This is a genomic window from Planosporangium thailandense, assembly GCF_011947195.1.
Classification (GTDB): Bacteria; Actinomycetota; Actinomycetes; order Mycobacteriales; family Micromonosporaceae; genus Planosporangium; species Planosporangium thailandense.
The window spans coordinates 82,896-103,918 of record NZ_JAATVY010000006.1; the positions used below are offsets into that span (position 1 = coordinate 82,896).

20 protein-coding genes are annotated in these 21,023 nt (G+C 72.2%); 7 read left to right on the top strand and 13 right to left on the bottom strand.

Going from position 1 to position 21,023, the window contains the following annotated elements:
• Window positions 1-35: 35 nt before the first annotated feature.
• Complete coding sequence (locus HC031_RS11570) at window positions 36-545, top strand: NUDIX domain-containing protein (protein ID WP_167925250.1); 510 nt, start codon at window positions 36-38, stop codon at window positions 543-545.
• Here the strand turns inward: HC031_RS11570 and HC031_RS11575 are convergent.
• The 5 genes from HC031_RS11575 to HC031_RS11595 form a co-directional block, all read right to left on the bottom strand.
• The gene (locus HC031_RS11575) at window positions 527-2,218 is read right to left on the bottom strand and encodes a bifunctional 3'-5' exonuclease/DNA polymerase (protein ID WP_167925251.1); all 1,692 of its coding nucleotides are present in this window, start codon (window positions 2,216-2,218) and stop codon (window positions 527-529) included. The genes HC031_RS11570 and HC031_RS11575 overlap by 19 nt on opposite strands.
• 110 nt (window positions 2,219-2,328) lie before the next feature.
• Window positions 2,329-3,255 (bottom strand): carbohydrate ABC transporter permease, encoded by a 927-nt coding sequence (locus HC031_RS11580; RefSeq protein WP_167925252.1) that lies wholly within the window; start codon window positions 3,253-3,255, stop codon window positions 2,329-2,331.
• 13 nt (window positions 3,256-3,268) lie between these two features.
• A complete protein-coding gene (locus HC031_RS11585) occupies window positions 3,269-4,177 on the bottom strand; it encodes a carbohydrate ABC transporter permease (protein ID WP_167925253.1) in 909 nt (302 codons plus the stop codon).
• Between the two features lie 15 nt (window positions 4,178-4,192).
• A complete protein-coding gene (ngcE, locus tag HC031_RS11590; protein WP_167925254.1) occupies window positions 4,193-5,647 on the bottom strand; it encodes an N-acetylglucosamine/diacetylchitobiose ABC transporter substrate-binding protein in 1,455 nt (484 codons plus the stop codon).
• A 350-nt stretch (window positions 5,648-5,997) separates the two neighbouring features.
• Window positions 5,998-6,939: a MurR/RpiR family transcriptional regulator gene (locus HC031_RS11595; protein ID WP_167925255.1), complete on the bottom strand. Its 942-nt coding sequence runs from the start codon at window positions 6,937-6,939 to the stop codon at window positions 5,998-6,000.
• A 280-nt stretch (window positions 6,940-7,219) separates the two neighbouring features.
• On the opposite strand from HC031_RS11595, the gene HC031_RS11600 reads away from it, so the two are divergent.
• Window positions 7,220-8,236, top strand: coding sequence for a coiled-coil domain-containing protein (locus HC031_RS11600; protein WP_338090601.1), 1,017 nt, complete (start codon window positions 7,220-7,222; stop codon window positions 8,234-8,236).
• 7 nt (window positions 8,237-8,243) lie between these two features.
• Here HC031_RS11600 and HC031_RS11605 read toward each other — a convergent pair whose 3' ends face one another.
• The 5 genes from HC031_RS11605 to HC031_RS11625 form a co-directional block, all read right to left on the bottom strand.
• Entirely contained in the window at window positions 8,244-9,908 is a 1,665-nt protein-coding gene (locus HC031_RS11605; protein ID WP_167925256.1) for a PucR family transcriptional regulator ligand-binding domain-containing protein, read from the bottom strand.
• Between the two features lie 3 nt (window positions 9,909-9,911).
• Window positions 9,912-10,715, bottom strand: coding sequence for a TrmH family RNA methyltransferase (locus tag HC031_RS11610; protein ID WP_338090602.1), 804 nt, complete (start codon window positions 10,713-10,715; stop codon window positions 9,912-9,914).
• Window positions 10,716-10,809: 94 nt separating this feature from the next.
• A complete protein-coding gene (locus tag HC031_RS11615) occupies window positions 10,810-11,967 on the bottom strand; it encodes an SPFH domain-containing protein (RefSeq protein WP_167925257.1) in 1,158 nt (385 codons plus the stop codon).
• A 7-nt stretch (window positions 11,968-11,974) separates the two neighbouring features.
• Window positions 11,975-12,403: an NfeD family protein gene (locus tag HC031_RS11620; RefSeq protein WP_338090603.1), complete on the bottom strand. Its 429-nt coding sequence runs from the start codon at window positions 12,401-12,403 to the stop codon at window positions 11,975-11,977.
• A gap of 48 nt (window positions 12,404-12,451) precedes the next feature.
• On the bottom strand, window positions 12,452-13,288 hold the full coding sequence (locus HC031_RS11625) for a DUF3097 domain-containing protein (RefSeq protein WP_167925258.1): 837 nt from the start codon (window positions 13,286-13,288) through the stop codon (window positions 12,452-12,454).
• A gap of 91 nt (window positions 13,289-13,379) precedes the next feature.
• Here HC031_RS11625 and HC031_RS11630 point away from each other — a divergent pair, with 91 nt between their 5' ends.
• Window positions 13,380-14,165 (top strand): hypothetical protein, encoded by a 786-nt coding sequence (locus tag HC031_RS11630; RefSeq protein WP_167925259.1) that lies wholly within the window; start codon window positions 13,380-13,382, stop codon window positions 14,163-14,165.
• On the opposite strand, the gene HC031_RS11635 is transcribed toward HC031_RS11630, so the two are convergent.
• Both HC031_RS11635 and HC031_RS11640 read right to left on the bottom strand, forming a co-directional pair.
• On the bottom strand, window positions 14,162-14,950 hold the full coding sequence (locus HC031_RS11635; protein ID WP_205862606.1) for an HAD-IIA family hydrolase: 789 nt from the start codon (window positions 14,948-14,950) through the stop codon (window positions 14,162-14,164). The genes HC031_RS11630 and HC031_RS11635 overlap by 4 nt on opposite strands.
• Window positions 14,947-15,975 (bottom strand): ferrochelatase, encoded by a 1,029-nt coding sequence (locus HC031_RS11640; RefSeq protein WP_167925260.1) that lies wholly within the window; start codon window positions 15,973-15,975, stop codon window positions 14,947-14,949. Before HC031_RS11640 ends, HC031_RS11635 begins: the two co-directional genes overlap by 4 nt.
• Before the next feature lie 138 nt (window positions 15,976-16,113).
• Between HC031_RS11640 and HC031_RS11645 the strand changes: the two genes are divergently transcribed.
• The 4 genes from HC031_RS11645 to HC031_RS11660 all read left to right on the top strand — a co-directional run bounded on the left by HC031_RS11645 (window position 16,114) and on the right by HC031_RS11660 (window position 20,373).
• Entirely contained in the window at window positions 16,114-16,452 is a 339-nt protein-coding gene (locus tag HC031_RS11645; protein WP_167925261.1) for an effector-associated constant component EACC1, read from the top strand.
• 2 nt (window positions 16,453-16,454) lie between these two features.
• Entirely contained in the window at window positions 16,455-17,714 is a 1,260-nt protein-coding gene (locus HC031_RS11650) for a YqgE/AlgH family protein (RefSeq protein ID WP_167925262.1), read from the top strand.
• A gap of 17 nt (window positions 17,715-17,731) precedes the next feature.
• Window positions 17,732-19,867 carry an SIR2 family protein gene (locus HC031_RS11655; RefSeq protein WP_167925263.1) on the top strand — a complete coding sequence of 712 codons (2,136 nt, stop codon included), beginning with the start codon at window positions 17,732-17,734 and terminating at the stop codon, window positions 19,865-19,867.
• 98 nt (window positions 19,868-19,965) lie between these two features.
• Window positions 19,966-20,373, top strand: a complete 408-nt coding sequence (locus tag HC031_RS11660) for an antitoxin Xre/MbcA/ParS toxin-binding domain-containing protein (RefSeq protein WP_167925264.1) — start codon at window positions 19,966-19,968, stop codon at window positions 20,371-20,373.
• Here HC031_RS11660 and HC031_RS11665 read toward each other — a convergent pair.
• The gene (locus HC031_RS11665; RefSeq protein ID WP_167925265.1) at window positions 20,317-20,892 is read right to left on the bottom strand and encodes a hypothetical protein; all 576 of its coding nucleotides are present in this window, start codon (window positions 20,890-20,892) and stop codon (window positions 20,317-20,319) included. The two genes, HC031_RS11660 and HC031_RS11665, sit on opposite strands and share 57 nt — an antisense overlap.
• Window positions 20,893-21,023: the final 131 nt, after the last annotated feature.

Below are 21,023 nucleotides of genomic sequence, written 5' to 3' on the forward strand. Positions count from 1 at the left end.
CCGGCGGCACGCCCGGTCAACTAGGGTCAATCCTTATGCAGCACTCACACTGCTCGTACTGCGGCAGCCCCTACCAGGCGGAGGCGTCCTGGCCCCGGATCTGCGCCGAATGCGGCGAGACGACCTGGCGCAACCCGCTGCCGGTGGCGGTGGCGCTGCTGCCGGTCGACGACGTGGACCAGCGCGGCCTCGTCGTCGTCCGCCGCGACATCGAACCGGCCCGCGGTCAGCTCGCGCTGCCCGGCGGCTACATCGAGGTCGGCGAGTCGTGGCAGGAGGCGGCGGTACGCGAGCTGCGCGAGGAGACCGGCCTCGTGGCGGACGCCGCGGAGGTGGCGCTGTTCGCGGTGCACAGCGCGCCGATCGGGACGGTCAACATCTTCGGGCTGCTGCCCGCTCGCCGCGTCGACGACCTGCCGCCGTCGGCGCCGACCGAGGAGGCGACCGAGTGGCTGGTCCTCACCGAGGCCCACACGCTCGCGTTCTCCACCCACACCCAGGCGATGGCGGAGTACTTCACCTCGGCTCACTTCGCGTCCGCGTAGCACTCCACAACGGACACTCCGAGCGGGAACCGCACGGGGGTGGCACCGAACAGCAGCCGGCGCGCGTCGTCGGCGGCCGCCTCCACCGCGCCGACCACCGCGTCCGCCCGCTCCCGCGGACAGTGCACCACCACCTCGTCGTGCTGGAAGAACACCAGCTCGGCCGGGGTGCCGGCGAGCGCGGTGCGCAGCCTGGCCAGCAGCGCCAGCGCCCACTCGGCAGCGGTGGCCTGGATGACGAAGTTGCGGGTGAACCGGCCCCGGGCCCGGGCCGCCGCGCCGTCGCCGGGCGTACCCGCCTCGTCGCCGCCGACCGGTTCGAAGCCGTCGTCGGCCGGCGCGTCCCGCCACGTCATCGACGCCGGCGGGCAGGTACGGCCGAGCCACGACCGCACCAGCCCACCGCCCTGGCCGGTGCGGGCGGCGCGCTCCACGTACTCCCAGGCTGTCGGGTAGAACCGGCGCAGCGCGGCGAGGGCCGGCGCGGCCTGTCCGCCGGTCTGCCCGTACATCGCGCCGAGCAGCGCCACCTTCGCGCGGGAACGGTCGCCGCCGAAGGCGTCGGCCGCGAGGGCCGCGTACAGGTCCCCGCCGCGCGCCGCCTCGGCCAGCCGCGCGTCACCGGAGACCGCCGCGAGGATGCGGGGCTCCAACTGACCTGCGTCGGCCACGACGAACGTCCAGCCCGGGTCGGCCACCACCGCGCGCCGGACCACCTTCGGGATCTGCAGGGCCCCGCCGCCGCGGGTGGCCCACCGGCCGGAGACCACCCCGCCGGGCACGTACTCGGCGTGGAACCGCCCGTCGCGCACCCACTGGTCGAGCCAGGACCAACCGTGCGCGACCCAGATGCGGTACAGCTCCTTGTACTCCAGCAGCAGCCGCGCCGCCGGGTGCTCCACCCGTTGGAGCACCCAGGCGCGGGTGTTGGGCAGTTGGACGCCGGCCCGGGCGAACGCGCGCAGCACCTCGGCCGGTGAATCGGGGTGGATCCGCTGCCCGAACGCCTCGCCGATCGCCTCGGTCAGCTCGGCCAGCCGCTTCGGCGGGCCACCCATCGGCGACGGCGGCCCCAGCAGGTCGGTCAGCAGCCGGTCGTGGAGGTCGGCCCGCCAGGGCAGCCCGTACCGGCCCATCTCGGCGGCGACGAGGCCGCCGGCCGACTCGGCGGCGACGAGCAGCCGCATCCGGCGTGGCTCGTCGGTGGCCGCGATCCGGGCCCACTGTGCCCGATAGACGCGGGCGACCGCATCGAGCGGATCGACGCCGAGGTCGGGCAGGGCCGGACCGGTCTCGAACAGCGCCTCCTGCGCCTCCCCGGGTGGCGCGACGGCGCGGACGGGCGGGTCGGGCGGCACGGGGGCGCCGGTGAGTCGGGCCCACGCCGCCGGCAGCGCCCGCGGCTCACCCCACCGCCCCTCGTAGCCCAGCAGCAGGGCCTCGGTCAGCTCCAGGTCGTGGCAGCGCTCGACGCGCGCCCCCGCGTCCAGCAGCCGTGGGTAGGCCTCGGCCGTGGAGGTCCACAGCCACCGTGGCGCGTCGACCGCCTCCCGCGCGGCGACGGCGACGCCGAGGTCGGCGACCTCGACGGCGGGGCCGAGCGGCTGCCCGTCGTCGGCGAGGTCGCGCAGGTGGCCGCCGCCCTCGGCGCGGGGATGGACGGCGACCAGCATGATCCGATTACACCGCAGGCATCCGACACTTCCCGCACATCCCCACCCGTGATCACGGAAACTTTTCCGTCCCCGAACACGGAAATGTTTCCGCGATCACGGAGGATGGGCTACTTGACCGCGCCCGCGGTCAGGCCGGCCTGGATCTGCCGCTGGAAGATCGCGTACACGATGATCATGGGCAGAATCGCCAGGCTGATCGCCGCGAACAGCCCCGCCCAGTCGGCGGCGTACCCCGCGTTGGTGTTGATCGAAGCGATGCCCTGGGTGAGCACCCACTTGTCCGGCGCGCCGGCGATCAGCACCACCGGCAGCAGGTACTGCGCCCACTGGCCGATGATGTTGAAGATCGCCACGCTGACCATGCCGGGCCGGGCCATCGGCAGCATGATCCGGAAGAACAGGCGGGTGTGCGAGCAGCCGTCGATCATCGCCGCCTCCGCGACCGACGATGGCAGCGTCTTGAAGAACGCGGCCAGGAAGAACACGGTGAACGGCAGCGAGTAGGCGATGTAGACCAGGATCAGCCCGGTGTACGAGTTGAGCAGGCCGAGGTTCTTGACCACGAAGAACAGCGGCACCAGCGCGAGGAACACCGGGAAGGCCAGGCCGGACACGAACAGGTAGTAGATGATCCGATTGCCCCAGAACCGGTACCGCGCCAGCACGTACGCCGCCATCGAGCCCAGCAGCATCGTGCCCGCCGTGCCGAGCCCCACCACCAGCACGCTGTTGAGGAAGTACCGGCCCACGTGTGCCGTGGTCCAGGCCCTCCCCCAGTTCGCCCACCTCAGGTGAGCGGGCAGCGTCCACGGGCTGCTGAAGATCTCGGTGGTGTTCTTGAACGAGGCCAGGAACGTCCAGACGATCGGAACGATCACCACCACCGCCCACACCAGGAGCGCGACCTGGCCGAGGCGGGAGAACAGCCGCAGGTCGCGGGTACCGGTACGGTCGGCCGGACGCCGATGGGCCGGTGGCGGGATGTCACGAAGCCGTGGCCGCGTCGACGTGCCGGGTTCGGTGTTGGTCGTCATCTCCGGCGTCCTCCTACAGCTCGATGGTTTCCCGGCGGGTGACCCGGAGGGTGAGCGCCGCAAAGGTGATCGTCAGGAAGAACAGCGCCACGCCCATCGCCGAGGCGTAACCGAACTTTCCGAACTTGAACGCGTTCTGGTAGATCTGCTCCGCCAGGACGGTCGTGTTGTTGTCCGGACCGCCCTGGTCGACGGTGAGCACGTCCACGATCGCGAACCCGTCGAACGCGGCGATGCCCAGGTAGACCCAGGCGACCTGGAGGGTGTCCCACAGCAGCGGCAGGGTCACCCGGAAGAACAGCGTCGACTGCGGCGCCCCGTCCAGCTCGGCCGCCTCGAAGATGTCCTTGGGGATGGACGCCATACCCGCGGAGAACAGCACCACGTAGAACCCGACCGCCTGCCAGACGAGCACAGCGATCACCGCCCACAGGGCGAGCTTCGGGTTGATCAGCCAGCCGACCGGGGCCAGGCCCAGCTTGATGAGGACGCCGTCGATGAGCCCGGAGGAGTTCGGCCGGTAGACCATGCCGAACAGCACGGCGATGATGGGCAGCGCCAGGAGCTGGGGGAAGAAGAACACCACCCGGTAGAACTTCGACCCCCAGACTCCCGACATGGTCGAGCCCCTGCTTCGCCCACCCAGGTTGAGCAGGAACGCGAAGAACAGCGCGATCGCGATGGTGACCAGCGGCAGGGTGATCAGCATGACCAGGTGATGCTCGATCGCCTTCCAGAAGGCGCCGTCGCCGGCCATCCTCTTGTAGTTGTCGAATCCGGCCCAGGTCGGCGGTGCGAAGCCCCGCCAGTTGGTCATCGAGATGTAGAACGCCTGCGCGTACGGCGCGATCACGAAGACCACGTACAGGGTCACGGGTGCGACCAGAAAGCCGACGATGAACGGGTACCTACCGTGCCGCATGGTCACCGCCTCCCGTCAGCGGTGGAACTTGGTCACCGACGAGTCGGCCTTGATCGCGTCGGCCTTCTTCTGCATCCGCGTACAGAAGGCGTCGGCGGTGCCGCCGTTGAAGAACAGCTCGTTCGTCGCGGTGCGGCACTCCTTGTCCAGCTCGGCGTACCAGCCGTCGAAGAAGATGTTGAACACGTTGCTGCCGGCCGCCTTCAGCGCCGCCTGGGAGCTGTTGACGCCGGGGCCCAGGTCGACCCCCTCGGCGGACCCGACGGTCACCGCCGGCGACTTGGTCAGCTTCGTGAACTCGTTGGCGCCCTTCTTGGACAGCATCTGGCGCAGGTACTCCAGCCCGCCCGCCTTGTTGGGCGCGTGGGCCGGGACGAAGAAGCCCTCCCCGGCTGTCGCCCGGACCGCGTTCGCCGGCAGCTTGTCCGAGCTGGTGACGCTCGGCGTCGGCATCATCTGGTACTGGAAGTCCGACGGCGTGTCCTTGGACTGCTCGTTGGGCAGCCAGTCACCGCTGGGGTACAGCGCCACCTTGTACTGGTTCTGCTGCAGCTGCACGTCGGTGTGCTTGAGGCCCAGAAACGCCTTGTCGGTGTACTTGGCGCCCACCTCGGCCCAGGCCGTGGCGGCCTGCTTGACCGCGGGGGCGGTCCAGGCGCCGTCTTCGAGGTTGTCGATGGCTTTGAGGACGTCAGGGCCGCCGATCTTCGCCGCGCTGGTGAGGATGACGTTCCACATGTAGTAGGCCGCGTTGGCGCCGGCGTAACCGAACGGCGTGAGGCCGGCCTTCTTGATGTCGTCGAGCAGCTTGAGGAAGTCGTCCCACGTGGTCGGGACGGTCCAACCCTTGTCCTTGAACAGCTTGCCGGAGTACCAGAGACCGAAAACCGTGGACACGTAGTAGAGCACGAACGGCTTGCCGTTGAACGAGCCCGTATCGACCGTGCCCGGAACGACGATGTCGCGGACCTTCTTATTCGGGTCGTCGACCGACGGCGCGTCCCACAGCGGGGTCAGGTCGGCCATCTGACCGTCGGCGACGAGGGCGCCGAAGTCCATCAGGCCGGAGCCGGAGTTGTCCACGACGTCCGGGACGCTGGTGCCGCTGCTGAAGCGGGGCTGCAGCGTCTTGCCGACGTCGGTGACCGCCTCGTGCTTGACGGTGGCCTTCGGGAACTCCTTCTTGTACAGCGGCTCGTGCGCCTCGGTGGCGTACTTGTCGCCGTACCCGCCGTTGAAGATGACCACGTCGAGCGGTGCGTCCTCCTTGACGCCCAACGGGTTGGTGGCGGTCTTCTTGCCGCCGCCGCTGGTGCCGCTGTCCCCGCTGCCGCTGGTGGCGCAGGCGCTCAGCAGGCCGGCGCCGGGCAGCGCGACTAAGCCGACCGCGGCCGCGTTGCGTAGGAGGGACCGACGGTCGAGGTTGGGGGTGGGGTCCGCAGGCGTTCCCGCCACGCGAGCTTCGGACATGGTTGACTCCTGAGTTTCGAGGTCAGACGGCACACCGGAGCCGGCCGGTATGCCCGGGATTCGGGGGTGGCGATGTGGTGCTCGTCCCCGCCGGGGACGACGGCGGGCAGGTGAACCGGGGACACCTGGCCCGCATCCTCGATACGTCGCGCGTCCCGGACGACCGCCCGGCGCGCCCGCGGCGCGTCGGAGGCCGGCCGGCCCGCGCAGACCGGACCACCGCCGGGACGCGGTGGCGGTACGGCACCGCGCGACGCGCCGTTGTGCGGCGCCTCGGCGGCGAAGGGCGTGGCGGGTCGGGGGGTGTCCCCGACCGGAGGTCGTGTCGGCTGCGGCGTGGTGGCGGACACCTACTCCACCTCCCTGGACGCCCGGTGGCCGGCGACCGCCCGCGCGGTCACCTGGAACGAGGCGTGCGCCCGCTCGTGGGTGCGCTGCGCGACCGCGATGTAGAGCAGGTCGAGCACGACGAGCTGAGGGTGGCGGGCCGACAGCGCGTCGGGGCGGAAGGTCGTCGCCTGCGTGGCGGTCAGCAGCACGATGTCGGCCACGTCGGCCAGCGGCGAGCGGGGGAAGCTGGTGAGCGCGATCGTGGTGGCGCCCTTGCTGCTCGCCTCGGCGAGCACCTCGATCACCTCGCGGGTCTGGCCGCTGTGCGAGACGCCGAGCGCGACGTCGCCGGGCCCGAGTAGCGCGCCGCTCGCGAGGCCGTTGTGCACGTCGTTCCACACCCACGCCGCGATACCGATGCGGTGCAGGCACAGCTGCAGCTCCCCGCCGACGAGGGCGCTGCCGCTGGCGCCGTAGATGTCCACCCGGGAGGCGGCCGCGACGGCGTCGGCCGCCCGCTCGACCTCGCGCAGGTCGAGCAGGGCCGCCGTGTCGTGCATGGCGCGGGTGTCCGTCGCCATGATCTGGCCGAGCACCCGGTCGAGCGGATCGGTCGGCTGGATCTCCCGTCCAATGTCGACGGACCAGCCGCCGGTACGCGCGGCCCGGCCGGTCTCCCCCGCGATCCCGATGCGGAGGTCGGAGTAGCCCTCGAAGCCGAGGGCCCGGCAGAACCGCGTGACCGTCGCCGGTGACGTGCCGCTGCGTTCGGCGAGCTCGACGATGGTCGACCGGGCCGCGCTCGCCGGGTCCGTGAGCACGAGCTCGGCGACGCGCTGCAGGGCGCCGGTGAACTCCGGCAGCTGCGTACGGACCCGGGCGAGCACGCCGTCGTGTACGGGCACCGGCGCGCCGGCTGGCGCGGTCTGCACCGCGGGAACCTCCGCGTCGTACCCGGCCATGCGCCCGCCTTCCGCAAAGACTGTTTACTGTTAGTGGTAAAAGTTCTTACTAAAGGCCCTCCGATGTCAAGACTTTGGGCGATGTTTTCAAACCGTTATATACATCGATCCCGTCCGGCCGGTCTTGACCAGGGCATTCACAAGATCTGCCCGTCCGCGCCGGCAACGGGACCGGACCTGATCCGGCCCGCGACCCGGCTCGGTGGGGGATCGTCGCCGCCGCGGCCGTCGGGTAAGCTCCCCGCGGTCAATGCTCGCGAGTGGCGTCAGGAACGAGCCGGTGAAGCGCAAGGTGATCCCGCAACGGCAGCTGTCGGCGACCGTCGCACTGCTGATGTCCATGCTGCTCGTCCTGCTCGGCACCGGCGCTACCGCCGGAGCCGATCCGACCGACCCGGACGGCCCCGGCAACCAGTCCCTGCGCGCCAAGCTCGACGCGGCCGCCAGGGCGTACAACGACGCGAAAGGAAGGCTCGACGCCTCCCACGCCCGCCAGGGCGAGCTGCAACAGAAGATCGAGACTACCGGCCAGCGCCTCACGCAGCTCGACGCGGAGGTCGGCCCCATCGCCGCCGCGGCCTACCGGGGCAGCCGGCTACGCGTCTCCACGGTGCTGCTCGGCGGCGCCTCCGGAACGATGCTGCACGACGCCGCCACCGTCAGCTACCTCGCCGAGCGCGACGACCGCGAGATCCGCGCGCTCGTCGCGGCACGGAAGGACTACACCGACCAGAAGACCGCGCTCGACAACGAGGTGAAGCTCCAGGAGCAGCAGCTCGCCGAGATGGAGAAGCGCACGCAGGATGCCCAGCGGGCGCTGGGCAACCCGGGCGCCGGCGCGGGCGTCGGAGGCGCGCAGCGGGCGAGCGCGGCGCCGGCGCCACGCAACGCCGACGGCAGCTGGCCGGCGGAGTCCTGCTCGGTGAAGGACCCGACCACCTCGGGCTGCCTGACCCCGCGGACCCTGCACGCCCTGCAGGAGGCCCGGGCGGCCGGGTTCACGCACTACACCGCGTGCTTCCGCTCCGGCGGCGGCGGCGAGCACCCCAAGGGCCGGGCCTGCGACTTCTCGGCCAACGCCACCACCTTCGTCAACGCCCGGGCGGCCGGCGCCGACAAGACCTACGGTGACCAGTTGGCCGCCTGGTTCATCGCCAACAGCGACCGGCTCGGCGTGCTGTACGTGATCTGGTACAAGCAGATCTGGTTCCCCGGCCTGGGCTGGCGCGCCTACACCTCCGGCGACGGCACACCGGCCGGCGACCACTACAACCACGTGCACCTGTCGGTGCACTGACGCCCCGTCACCCGTCGCGGACGGCGTCGAGCGCGAGCAGCGCGACGTGCAGCGACAGGCACACGTCGACGGTGTCCAGGTCGGCACCGACGATGCGGGAGATCCGGGCGAGCCGCTCGTAGAACGCCGGCCGGGACAGGTGCGCCGCCTCGGCCCCCGCGGACTTGTTGCGCCCGCACTCCAGGTACGTCCGCAGCGTGCCGAGCAGCTGCTCGCGGGGGTGCTGAGCGTCGTAGACCAGCAGCGCGCCCAGCTCACGCTCCACGAACGTCTGCAGCCGCGGCTCGTCGCGCAGCAGGTGCAGCAGCCCGGCCAGGCCGACGTCGGGCAGGCGGTACACCGTCCCGCCGGCACCCGCCAGCCGCCGGTCGCGGCGCGCGGCGTGCGCCACCTGGCGGGCCTCCAGCAGCGAGCGGCGGGCCTCCCGCAGCGAATCCACCCCGGAACCCGCCGCCACCACGACCTCCGTACGGGCCAGCGTGCGCACCGCCGTGGCGAACCGGAACAGCGCCACCTCGGCCTCGTCCGGGCTCTTGAACGCCAGCAGCGCTCCCACGGCGTGGTCGTCGAGCACGCTGGCGAGGCCGGCCAGGCGCGTGTCGCGTACCGCCTGCCCGACGGCCTCCGCCAGGTCGCGCAGTCGGGCCTGGGCCGAGGTCGGCGCCTCCGGCGGGTCGGCGCGGTGCCGTACGACCACGCCGACCAGGTGGCGGCGCTCCAGCGGTACGCCCAGCGCCCGCGCCCGCAGCGCCACCTCGTCGACCGGCCTGGTGTGGTCGAGCAGCGCGGTCAGCAGCGTGCGATGGATCTGGCTGTCGAGCTGCTCGGCGTCGCGGCGGATCAGCCGGCCCAGGGCCAGCGCCGACGCGGCCCGCTCCAGCAGGATCGACAGGCGGGTCGGCGGCGCGGCGATGCCCGCGCCGCCCGCGGCGGTCCGAGATTGCGAGCCCGGCGCGGGCCAGCGCAGCAGCAGCCGGCCCCAGTCCTGACCGCGGGCGCCGACGACGGTGACCAGCCAACCGGCGTCCGCGTCGTACCCGGTGCGCCCGGCCGGCTGGATGCGACGCGAGTACGACTCCCAGCCGTCGAGCAGCAGTTCGGCCCGCTCCCCCGCGGCGTCGTACGCGAGGACCTGGCGGGCGAGGTTCTCCAGCACCACCGGGGCGCCGGCCAGCGCGGCGGCCTGCGCCACCACCTCGGCCGGCTCGGCGCCCTCGACCGACAGCTCGGTGAACCGCTGGTGGATCTCCTCGGTGGCGCGCAGCTCCGCCAGCTGCGCGTCGATGATGAGGCCGTGCACGGCCTCGGTCACCGGCACGAACGGCGTGGCGCGGTGCAGCTCGACCAGGGGAAGACCACGCCGTTCCGCGGCCGCCACCATCGCCCTCGGCACCGCCGTGGCGTACCGGCGGCCCAGCTCGAGTACCAGGCCGCAGGCGCCGACCTCAGCCAGGTCGCTGACGAACCGGCGCAGCCCGTCGTCGTCGGCGGGCAGCCCGATGCCGGTGCTGAGCACCAGTTCGCCGCCGCGCAGCAGGTGCGCGATGTCGGGCACCTCAGCGCTGTGCACCCACCGCACGGGCCGGTCGAGCCCGGCGGCGCCGGCCACCACGCGCGGCGAACCGCGCCGGACGGGGTCGAGCGCGAGTACCTCACGGAGCGTCGGAAACACGGCTCAAGCCTCCCGGCACAGTTCCCAGAAGGCCACCGCCGCCGCGGCCGCCACGTTGAGCGAGTCCACGCCCGCCTGCATCGGGATCACGACCGCCTGGTCGCTGGCGGCGATGGCCGCGGCCGTGAGCCCCGCGCCCTCGGCGCCGAGCAGCAGCGCGGGCCGGGCCCGCTGCTCGGCAGTGAGCAGCTGGATCGGCAGCGCGTCGGGCGCGGGGGTCATCGCGAGCAGCGTGAAGCCGGCGCGCCGGACCTCGTCGAGGGCGGCGGGCCAGGGCTCCAGCCGGGCGTACGGCACGGCGAACACCTCACCCATGCTCACCCGGACACTGCGCCGGTACAGCGGGTCGGCGCAGGTGGGTGACAGCAGCACCCCGTCCATGCCGAGGGCCGCCGCCCCGCGGAACACCGCGCCGATGTTGGTGTGGTTGTTGACGTCTTCGAGGATCGCGAGGCGGCGGGCGCCGACCAGGATCTCGGCGGCCGTCGGCAACGGGCGACGGTGGAACGACGCGAGCACCCCCCGGTGTACGTGGAACCCCGTGATCGCGTCGAGGACGGCCTGGCTGGCGGCGTACACGGGCGCGTCGTCGCCCAGGTCGTTCACCTGCCGCAGGCGCTTTTCGTCCACCAGCACCGACCGCACCCGGTACCCCGCCCGCAGCGCCCGGCGCAGCACCAGTTCGCCCTCCGCGATGAACAGCCCGTTCGGCGGCTCCCAGCGGGTGCGCAGCTCGAGATCGGTCAGGGCGCGGTAGTCGGCGATCCGCTCGTCGTCGGGGTCGGTGATCGGTATGGGGCTCGGCACGGAGCAATAATGACGCACGGTGTGGTCGAAGCGGATCTTCCACGCCCGAGTCGGGCGACTCCGGCTACGGATCGTCCGCTCCGACCACCGGCCGTCACGCGCGCGGGATCCGCCGGGTCTCCTCGTCGAGCAGCGAGCTCGCGGGTGCGTGCGGCGAGGCCGCGATCTGCGGGGCCTCGTCGCCGGCGCCGCCCGCGGGTGCGGGGCCGTCCGCGCGGTCCGGAGCGCTCACCTCGGCGCTGGCCTCCTTGGCGGCGTCGGCCGCCGACGACGCGGCCGCCCGGGCCTCCTCGGCTGCCTCCTCGGCGGCCCGCGTCACCTCGCGCCGCGCCGCGCTGTCGACCTCGGGGCGCTCGACGCCGGGCGCGACGCCCAGGCCGCCGAGACCGCCCAGCGCGCCGCCGATGCCTTCGAGGGCCCTGGTCAGTTCGGCCGGCACGATCCAGACCTTGTTGGACTGGCCGGCCGCGATCTGCGGCAGGGCCTGCATGTACTGGTACGCAAGGACCTGCGGGTTGGGGTCGGCGGTGTGGATGGCGTCGAAGACGGTCTGGATCGCCTTCGCCTGGCCCTCGGCCTGCAGGATCCGCGACGCGCGGTCACCCTCGGCGCGCAGCACCGCGGCCTGCTTCTCGCCTTCCGCGGTGAGGATCTGCGCCTGCTTGTGGCCCTCGGCGTTGAGGATCGCGGCCCGCCGGTCCCGCTCGGCGCGCATCTGCTTCTCCATGGAGTCGCGGATGCTCGGCGGCGGCTCGATCGCCTTGATCTCCACCCGCGTCACCTTGATGCCCCACCGGCCGGTCGTCTCGTCCAGCACGCCCGACAGGTGCCGGTTGATCTCGTCACGGCTGGTGAGCGCCTTCTCCAGGTCCATCGAGCCGATGACGTTACGCAGGGTCGTCACCGTCAACTGCTCGATCGCCTGCAGGAAGTTGGCGATCTCGTAGGTGGCCCGGACGGGATCGACGACCTTGAAGTACAGCACGGTGTCGATCGACACGACCAGGTTGTCCGAGGTGATGACGGGCTGCGGTGGGAAGCTGACCACCTGCTCGCGCATGTCCACCTTGGTGCGGACCGTGTCGATGAACGGCATCAGCAGGTTGAGGCCGGGTGACAGCGACCGGTGGTACCGGCCCAGCCGCTCGACCACGTCCATGCGCTGCTGCGGCACGACCCGCACCGAACGCAGCAATGTGATCACCACGAACAGCGCGATCAGCGCCACGATCCCCAGAAGTACGGCTTCCACGTGATCCTCAGTCCTTCCACACCATCACTGTCGCGCCCTTGACCTCGATCACCCGGACCCGCTCCCCGGGCTCGTACGCCTCGGTCCCGTCGAACGACCGGGCCCGCCACAACTCACCTTCGATCTTGATCAGACCGTGATCGGCATCGACGCGCTCGAGCACGATACCTGTCGACCCTTCGATGGCTGCCAGCCCGATCTGGGCCTCGGTGCCGCCGCCGGTGTCGAGGTGTCGCTTGATGGCCGGCCGTACGACGACCAGGGCGAGCGCGGACACCAGGGCGAACACCAGCCCCTGCGCCCAGAGCTCGCCGTCGGCGGCGGCGGTCACGGCGGCCGCCAGCGCACCGGCGGCCAGCATGAGCAGCACGAAAGTGCCGGTGAAGACCTCCGCGATCCCGAAGACCACCGCTACGACAAGCCACAACACGCCCACAACCCGATCGTGACACGTACGCGCACGTCTCCGTGAGGGGTTATCGGCCTACAGTTCGCCCGGCTCGGTCACGAAGTCGATCAACCGCTCCATCGCCCCGATCAGCGGCGTCTCGACGTCACGGAAGCTCGATACCGAGGCCAGGATGCGCCGCCACAGGTCGGCCGGCTCGGCGACGCCGAGCGCCGCGCAGACGCCTTCCTTCCACGGCCGGCCGCGCGGCACCTGCGGCCAGGCCCGGATGCCGATCCGCTCGGGTTTGACCGCCTGCCAGATGTCGACGTACGGATGGCCGGTCACCAGGACGTCCGATGACGTGATCGACGCGACGATGCGGCTCTCCTTGGAGCCGGCGACGAGGTGGTCGACGAGCACCCCGAGGCGCCGGCCCGGCCCGGGACCGAACCCGCGGACCGCCTCCGGCAGCTCGTCGATGCCGTCGAGCGGCTCCACCACCACGCCCTCGATACGCAGATCGTCGCCCCAGATGCGCTCCACGAGCGCGGCGTCGTGGATACCCTCGACCCAGATGCGGCTGGCCCGCGCGACCCGCGCCTCGACCTTGTCCAGGGCGACCGAACCGGACGCGGTGCGCCGCGGCCTGGCGGGCGCGGCCTCGGCCGCCGGCCGGCGTAACGTCACGACCTGCCCGTCGAGCAGGAAGGCCGCCGGCTCCAGCGGGAAGTTGCGCCGCCGGCCGTGCCGGTCCTCCAGCACCACCGCGCCGAACTCGAAGCCGACCACCGCGCCGCAGAACCCGGAGTCGGCGTCCTCCACGACGAGATCGAGCTCGGCCTCGACCTCCGGTACCACCTTGCGCCGCCGCCAGTTGCCCGCCAGCACGTCCCCGTCGTACCTGCCCATGAGCGGCGAGCCTATCGGCATCGATCCGGCTCTTCACGGCGACGCGCCCGGACCGGCACCGAGCACCGGCAGCTGCGAGACAGTCGCGCACGCAGCACGTACAGTTGCGGGCATGTCCCCCGCAGCGCACGCGGCGACCATGACCGTGCGCCGATCGACCCGGTTCGTTACCTGGGTACGTGCTTGGCGCGCCGGTCTGGTCCCGTACGACGACGTCGCCGACGAGATCGCCGGCGACGAGGAGCACCTGGTCGCCGACGCCCCCGGCAGCTGGACCGATCTCCCACTCGCCGAAGGGCTCACCGCCCTGTCCAAGTGCCACCCCGACGAGATCCGGCTGGTACTGCCGGCGCCCGGCGACCCACGCGGCCTGCCCGGTCCCGGCCCGTTCAGCGGCGCGGCGCTCATCGCGGGCGAGGGCGTGGTGACGCCGGGTCTCGGGTTCGTCCCGGAGGTGCGCACCCACACCTCCGGCTCCGGGATGACCTTCGAGACGGTGCTGTGGCGCTGCTACCCGCTGGCCGCGCCGACGCGGCCTCCGGTCGACGAGCCCACCGCCGCCGAGGCCGAGGCCGAGCTCTCGCAGGCGCTCACCGAGTCGACCCGGGCGCTGGCCAGGCTCGACATCGCGCAGTGGCGCCCGGAGCTGGCCGGTGCTCTCGCCGCGCTCCGCCGCCCCGACAACGGCACGGACCTGCCGCCCGGCTACGACCAGCGGGCGCGCCGGCTGTACGCCCGGGCGAGCGTCCTGGACCGGGTGCTGGCGCTCGCCGACCAGTCCGCCCCCGGCGGCGCGGTGAACGGGTACGAGGCGCAGCAGCGCGACGCGGCGCTCCGCCCGCTGGTGACGTCGTGCCGCCGGGCGCTCGTGGCCGCCTGCAACGCCCCGATGATCTAGCCCACTTCGTCGATCAGGTCCGCGACGGAATTCACCACCCGGGACGGGCGGTACGGGTACCGGTCGACGTCGTCGCGCGTGCTGATCCCGGTCAGCACCAGGATCGTCTCCATGCCGGCCTCCAGCCCGCAGAGCACGTCGGTGTCCATCCGGTCGCCGATCATCGCGGTGGTCTCCGAGTGCGCGTCGATCGTGTTGAGCGCGGCGCGCATCATCATCGGGTTGGGCTTGCCGATGAAGTACGGCTCGACTCCCGTCGCCTTCGAGATCAGCGCGGCGACCGACCCGCACGCCGGCAGCAGCCCCTCGGTCGACGGCCCGGTGGCGTCCGGGTTGGTCGCGATGAAGCGGGCGCCGTCGGCGATGAGCCGGATCGCCGTCGTGATCGCCGAGAAGCTGTACGTGCGGGTCTCGCCCAGCACCACGTAGTCGGGCTCCTGGTTGCTCAGGATGTACCCGACGTCGTGCAGCGCGGTGGTCAGACCGGCCTCGCCGATCACGTACGCGGTGCCGCCCGGACGCTGGTCGTCGAGGAACTGCGCGGTCGCGAGCGCGGAGGTCCAGATGGACTCCTCCGGCACGTCGATGCCCATGCGGGCGAGCCGGGCGCACAGGTCGCGCGCGGTGTAGATGGAGTTGTTCGTCAGCACCAGGAACGGCCGGCCCGAGTCGCGCAGCTTGCGGATGAACTCCGGCGCGCCGGGTACCGGCTGTCCTTCGTGGACGAGCACGCCGTCCATGTCGGTGAGCCAGGACACGACCGGTTTTCGTGGTCGCACACTCATGAAGCGGCCCTCCGGGGAGCCGGGCAGCAGCCGCGCGGGCAGACGTCCCAGGTCGGCACGCAGCCGAGGGCCTGGCGCTGCGCGGTGGGGTCAAGCCGCTCCAGGACCAGGTCACGGATCATCCCGATGAAGCGCGGGTCGGTGCCGGGCGTGGCCGCGCGGGCGAAGTTCAGGCCGAGCTTGCGGGCCGTCTCGGCGGCCTCGTTGTCGAGGTCCCACACCACCTCGAGGTGGTCGGAGATGAAACCGACGGGCGAGACGACCACGTTGCGCACGCCGTCGGCGGCGAGCGCTTCGAGATGGTCGTTGACGTCGGGCTCGAGCCAGGGCACCTGCGGCGGGCCCGATCGGCTCTGCCACACCACGTCCCACGACAGCTCGGGTGCGGCGGCCGCGGCCACCAGCCGCGCGGCCTCGTGGACCTGTGCGGAGTACCGGCCGCCGTCCGGACCGCTGGTGGCGTCCATCGAGGTCGGTATGGAGTGCGCGGTGAACACCAGCCGGGTCCGCGCCGGATCCCGGTCCGGCAGCGTGGCCAGGGCGGCCCGTACGGCGTCGGCGTGCGGCTCGATGAAGCCGGGGTGGTCGTGGAAGTGCCGGAGCTTGTCGATGCGCGGAGCGTCGGGCCCGGCCGCGGCGCGCGCCCGCGCGATGTCCTCAAGGTACTGCCCGCACGCCGAGTACGACCCGTACGCGCTCGTCACGAACGCGATGGCCCGGCGCACCCCGTCGTCGCGCATTTGTGCAACGGTTTCGGTGAGATACGGCGCCCAGTTGCGGTTGCCCCAGTAGAGAGGAAGGTCGATGCCGGCTCGGGGCAGCTCGTCGGCGAGCGCGGCCAGCAGCGCGCGGCACTGGGCATTGATCGGCGACACACCTCCGAAATGCCGGTAATGCTCGGCTACTTCGGCCAGCCGCTCGGCGGGCACGCCCCGACCACGGGTGACGTTCTCCAGAAACGGGATCACGTCCTCAGGCCCTTCCGGGCCCCCGAAGGACACCAGCAGGATCGCGTCGTACTCCATGCCGCTATCTTGCTCGGTGCGGACCAGGGCACCTCGACCCACCCCTCCACGCACTTCACACAGTGACATCATCTCGGCACATTCGGTATTGTCGGGAGCTTCCAACCAGCCGCATGGATCGATGCGAGGTGACGGGGCGTGCGGGTCTGCGTGCGGGTGGAGGACGACTCGGGCGACGACTCCCGGTCGCTACTCGCCTGGCTGCGGGAAGAGCCACGGGTACGGCGCTACGGCGAGCCCGCCGTGGCCGACGGCGACGGCGACCCCGTACACATGGGCGGTGGCGTCGAGGTGCTCAACGTGGTCCTCGGCGCCGGACTGTCGGCCGCGCAGCTCGCACTGTCGATCATCATGTGGCGCGCGTCCCGGGGCCGCCCGGTGCGGGTGATCATCGAACATGACGACGGGCAGGTGCCGGTCGATACCGACGACCCGGACGACGCCGAGACGATCGCGGCCAAAATCGAATCGAGCTGACGTTGCCGCAACTGTCCGATCCGCACCGCTCTCGGGTCGTCCTCGTCGGCGTTGGCTCCTACACCCAGCTGCACCCACTGCCCACGGTCGCCAACAACCTCACCGGCATCAGCGAGATCCTGGCCGACGACCGGTTCTGGGGGCTGCCGCCGGCCCGCTACCAACTGGTGGCCGACCCCACGACGCCACAGGAGGTGGGGCGGGCGGTGCGCGCCGCGGCCGCCGGCACCGGCGTCGGCGGGCTGCTGCTGGTGTACTTCGCCGGCCACGGCGTCGTCGACGACCGCACCGGCGAGCTCCACCTCGCCGTGGGCCACACCGACCGGGCGGCGGTGTACGCCACCGCCGTACCGTACGAGTGGATCCGCCGCGCCGTCCTCGACAGCCCGGCCAGCAGGAGGATCGTCATCCTGGACTGCTGCTACGCCGGTCGGGCGATCAGCGGCATGCGCGACGACCTGTCCGCCGTCGCCGACGAGGTCGAGATCGACCGTACCTGCGTCCTGGTCGCCACCTCCCCCAACCGCGCCGCCCTCGCCCCGCCCGACGAGAAGTACACCGCGTTCACCGGGACGCTGGTCACCGTGCTGCGCCGGGGCGTACCGGGCGGGCCCGACCCACTCGACGTGGCCACGGTGTACGACGCGGTGCTGCACGCCCACCGCCGGCAGGCCCGCCCACTGCCGGAACTGCGCGCCCGCAACGGCGGCGAGCGCGTGCCGCTGGTGCGCAACCGGGCCCGGACGGCCCACCGTGCGCCGCCCGCCCCACCGCCTGACCCGCCTGGACAGCTGTCGTACACCGGCTGCGTGGTGGTCGCCGGCACGTCGGTGACCGACGACGAGCTGCGGGGCGCCACCGTGGCGGTGCTCGCGCACAGCACGGGCGCCGGCGCCCTCGGTGTCCGGCTGGACCGCCGGACACCGCGCGCCGCGCGCGACGTCGTGACCAATCCGCTGCCGCCGCCGCTGGACACCGCGCCGGTTTTCGACGGCGGCCCGGTACGCGACGTGGTCATCCTGCTCGCCGCGGCACGCCCGGACGCCGCCCGGCTCGCCGGGTTCCAGCCGGTGACCGGCGGTCTGGGCACGGTCACGGTACCCCTCGACCGGGCCACCGGGTCCGCGCTCGCGGCGGCCTGCCTGTTCGTCGGCTACCTGGGCTGGCGGCCGGGCCAACTCGAGGCCGAGCTGGCCGCCGGTGACCTGGTCGTGTCGGGCGAGCGGCTGGATGCCTGGTTCTGGTTGCAGCACGGACGGTAGTCGAGGAGGAGGGGTTCGTGGCCACCGAGGCCGGACTGGTCAATCGCCTGGCCACCGAGGTACGGCGAGGAAGACGGGTGTCGCTGGTGCTCGGCTCCGGCGTCACCGCGCCGGCCGTACCCGGCGTGGCCGCCATGGTGGACCTGGCCGACCGGTTCGTGGCCGAAGGCGTCGGCAACCCCGACCTCGCGTCCGCGCTGGCCGGCATCCGTGCCGCCCATCCCGACCGGCCGGTCGAGACCTACCTGGCCTACCGGCGCGCGTTCACCGAGTGGGTGTCGCCGATCGAGTTCGACATCGTGGTCCAGCAGGCGGTGCTGCAGGCCCAGGCGTCCCAGGGGGACGCGGCCGGCCGGTGGGAGCGCATCGGCTTCCAGCGCGGCGCCCAGCTCGAGGCGGACCTCGCCGACTGGCTGCTCCCTGACGGCGTGCGGGCGCTCGGCGCCCTGCTCGCCGCCCGGCCGGCCAGCTTCGGCCACCGGGCCCTCACGACCAACTTCGACCCGTTGATCGAGATCGCGATCCGGCGCGCCGGCGGGCAGGCGCGGTCGGTGTCGTTACGGCGCGACGGCCCGGTGGACGTCCCGGCCAACGGCGCGGCCGGCGTCGACGTCGTGCACCTGCACGGGTACTGGCGCGCCGTCGACGAATCCGACGACCGCTCGGTGCTGCACGATCCGGAGCAGCTACGGGCCAACCCGGCCACGCTCACCGGTGACCTTTCCGACCTGCTCGGCGACGGGACCATCTGCGTCGTCGGCTACAGCGGCTGGGACGACACGTTCACCGCGGCGCTCCACCAGCTGTCGGTCGTCGCGGACGTCGACGTGCTGTGGGCGGTACATGACGACGCCGCCCCACCACCGGTCACCGATTCCTCCCTGTCGGTGACGTTCTACCGGGGCGTCGACAGCGACCGGCTCTTCACCGCGCTGGAGCGGGCGCTGCGGGTGGGACCGTCCACAGCGCACCCGTCCGGTCCTCCCCCGGCCGCGCCTCCTCCCGCGGCCGCGCCTCCTCCCGCGGCCGCGCCTCCTCCCGCGGCCACACCGCCGGTGCTCGGCCCGCCGGCGATCGAGGCACCGACGACCGGGGCGCCGCCCGGCGTCGGCAGCGGCCACCGGATCCGGCACAGCGGCCTCGAACGCCTGCTGGGCGCCCGGGCGTCAGCCGATGAGCTGCTGCGCCAGCTCGACCGCGAGTTCGGCTGGCGGCTCGAGGGCGGCAGCGCGGAGACCGCGCCGGCGGTGCTCTACTGGCCGGTCCAGCTGCGCCAGCCGACGCTCATCCACGCCGTACAGGCGCTCGTGGCGGCGGCGCTGTCGGCGCGCGGGATGACCGTCCTGCTGTGCTTCGACGACCTGTCCGCCGACGTACACCCCGATGAGCTGCGCCGTGTGATGCGCGCCGACGTGCAGCGCTGGTTCCGCCTGGTGGAGGGGGCCCGGCCGCCGTTGGTGGAGTCGCTGGAGTCGTTCTGCGAACCGGGGCGTGTCGCCGAGCGGCTGCTCGACCCGGACCTGCTCGTACGCCCCACCCACCCGTGGGCGGTCGAACGCGACTACTACCGCCACAGCACCCTCTACGACCTGGCCCGGACCGTCAAGGCCATCCCGGACGCGGACGCCGACGACGCGGACGCGGTGTCGGTCAAGACCGGCCTGACCACCACCCGCTCGGAGCGCCTGTGGAGCCCGCTCGCGATCTGGGCGTACCTGCACTATCTCCTGCTCGAAAACCGGGTGGAGGCGGTCGTGACGCTCGGCGGCGACGACGAGGCGACGATGTGGCGGCTCTGGCACGAGGTCTTCGCCGACCCGGTACGCCATCTGTACAACCCGCGGATCGTCAACCTGCGCCAGGACGCCGGCATGCTGCGCTGCGCCAGCTTCCAGGAGCTCAAGGCGCACCTCGAGCGCAGCTGCGAGCTGCCGACCTGGCGGGCCGAAGGGCACTATCTGCACTGGATCGTGCAGAACGCGCTGCTGCTGTCGCAGTACCTGCGCAACCGGCCGGCGCTGTCGGTCGGCGGCCGTCCGCTGGACTCCTGGCCGGCGGTGGTGCGGGCCCTCGACGAACCGGCCGAGCGCCCGCGCGTCATCCAGGCGATCGCCCGGGAGGTCTCGGCGCTGTTCCTCGGCGAATCCGGCTGACGGCCGGGACGGGGCCGGCTGACGCCCGGGACGGGGCCGGCTGACGCCCGACAATTCAGCCGGCCCTCGGGGCAGCATCCCGGGCGTACCGTCAATACATGGAACGTAACGCTGTGTATCGACCTGTGACGGTGCCGGACAGTGGACTGACCGAGCCGGTCGGGCTGGAGGAGTGCGCCCTGGCGTACGGCCGCGACCTGCTCGCCTACCTGCTCGCGGCCGGCGTGGACGGGCCACTGACGCGGTGGCGGCTGGATCCGGACACCGTCGAGTACGGGTGGGACCGGCTCCGGGTCTGCCACCGGGTGCTCGAACTGCTCGCCGAGCCCCGGTTGGCGAGGGCCTGGCTGCGGCGGCCCAGTCCGCGGCTGTCCGGGCACACCCCGGCCTGGGCGGTGCGCACCGGTGATCCCGTCCTCCTCTCCGTCGTCGAGCGGGAAGCCGAACGGCTACGACCCGAGCAGACGGTCGAGGAAGTCGCGGTAGCGGTGCACCGCCGCCCGTAGCTGCTCGGTGTCTCCCGGCCCGTGCCGCCAGGCGTCGAGGTCGCTTTTGAAGGCGTTGAGCGAGGTGGTGAGGGCCTCGACGGTCTCCTCCACGACGCGCTCGGCTTCGTTGGCGACCTCGTTCGGGTTGTCGATGAAGCGCAGTTGCAGGTCGCGCCATCGCTCCCGCACGGACTGGGCGTAACCGTCGCTCCACATCCCCAGCGGGGGCATCGGTGGCATGTCGCCGAACGACTGTCCGCCGTAGGGGCGGACGTTGGGTGGCTCGCTGCCCAACCTGTTGCTGGTCAGATCGTCGGGCGGCCGCTGCGTGGTGACCGCGTGCAGCGGCGTGGTTCTCGGCGGTGCCGACATCTGCTGCGGTGGGAGCGGTTGCTCGGGCGGCGGCGGCGTGGGTGGAGTCGGCTCCGCGCCACCGGATGCTTTCGACCGGGCACCTCCACCGGGGCGGAGGAGGACCCACGCACCGGCGCCCAGCGCGATGAGCACGAGAATCCAGGTGACGTATGTCGATAACAAGGCGTTCCTCCCTAACTGGAGGTATCCGCACGAATTACACCGCCAAAAACCGACCCCGAACCCCTCAAATGTAGCGCGGGGAGGGGTACCCCACAGTTCACGGCGACCCGGATCGTCGGCCTGGCGTAGGC

Excerpts from the sequence above, each read along its gene's own strand:
- HC031_RS11570 (WP_167925250.1), top strand. The coding sequence starts at position 36 with ATGCAGCACTCACACTGCTCGTACTGCGGCAGCCCCTACCAGGCGGAG.
- HC031_RS11575 (WP_167925251.1), bottom strand. The coding sequence starts at position 2,218 with ATGCTGGTCGCCGTCCATCCCCGCGCCGAGGGCGGCGGCCACCTGCGC.
- HC031_RS11580 (WP_167925252.1), bottom strand. The coding sequence starts at position 3,255 with ATGACGACCAACACCGAACCCGGCACGTCGACGCGGCCACGGCTTCGT.
- HC031_RS11585 (WP_167925253.1), bottom strand. The coding sequence starts at position 4,177 with ATGCGGCACGGTAGGTACCCGTTCATCGTCGGCTTTCTGGTCGCACCC.
- ngcE (WP_167925254.1), bottom strand. The coding sequence starts at position 5,647 with ATGTCCGAAGCTCGCGTGGCGGGAACGCCTGCGGACCCCACCCCCAAC.
- HC031_RS11595 (WP_167925255.1), bottom strand. The coding sequence starts at position 6,939 with ATGGCCGGGTACGACGCGGAGGTTCCCGCGGTGCAGACCGCGCCAGCC.
- HC031_RS11625 (WP_167925258.1), bottom strand. The coding sequence starts at position 13,288 with ATGCCGATAGGCTCGCCGCTCATGGGCAGGTACGACGGGGACGTGCTG.
- HC031_RS11630 (WP_167925259.1), top strand. The coding sequence starts at position 13,380 with ATGTCCCCCGCAGCGCACGCGGCGACCATGACCGTGCGCCGATCGACC.
- HC031_RS11635 (WP_205862606.1), bottom strand. The coding sequence starts at position 14,950 with ATGAGTGTGCGACCACGAAAACCGGTCGTGTCCTGGCTCACCGACATG.
- HC031_RS11640 (WP_167925260.1), bottom strand. The coding sequence starts at position 15,975 with ATGGAGTACGACGCGATCCTGCTGGTGTCCTTCGGGGGCCCGGAAGGG.
- HC031_RS11660 (WP_167925264.1), top strand. The coding sequence starts at position 19,966 with ATGGAACGTAACGCTGTGTATCGACCTGTGACGGTGCCGGACAGTGGA.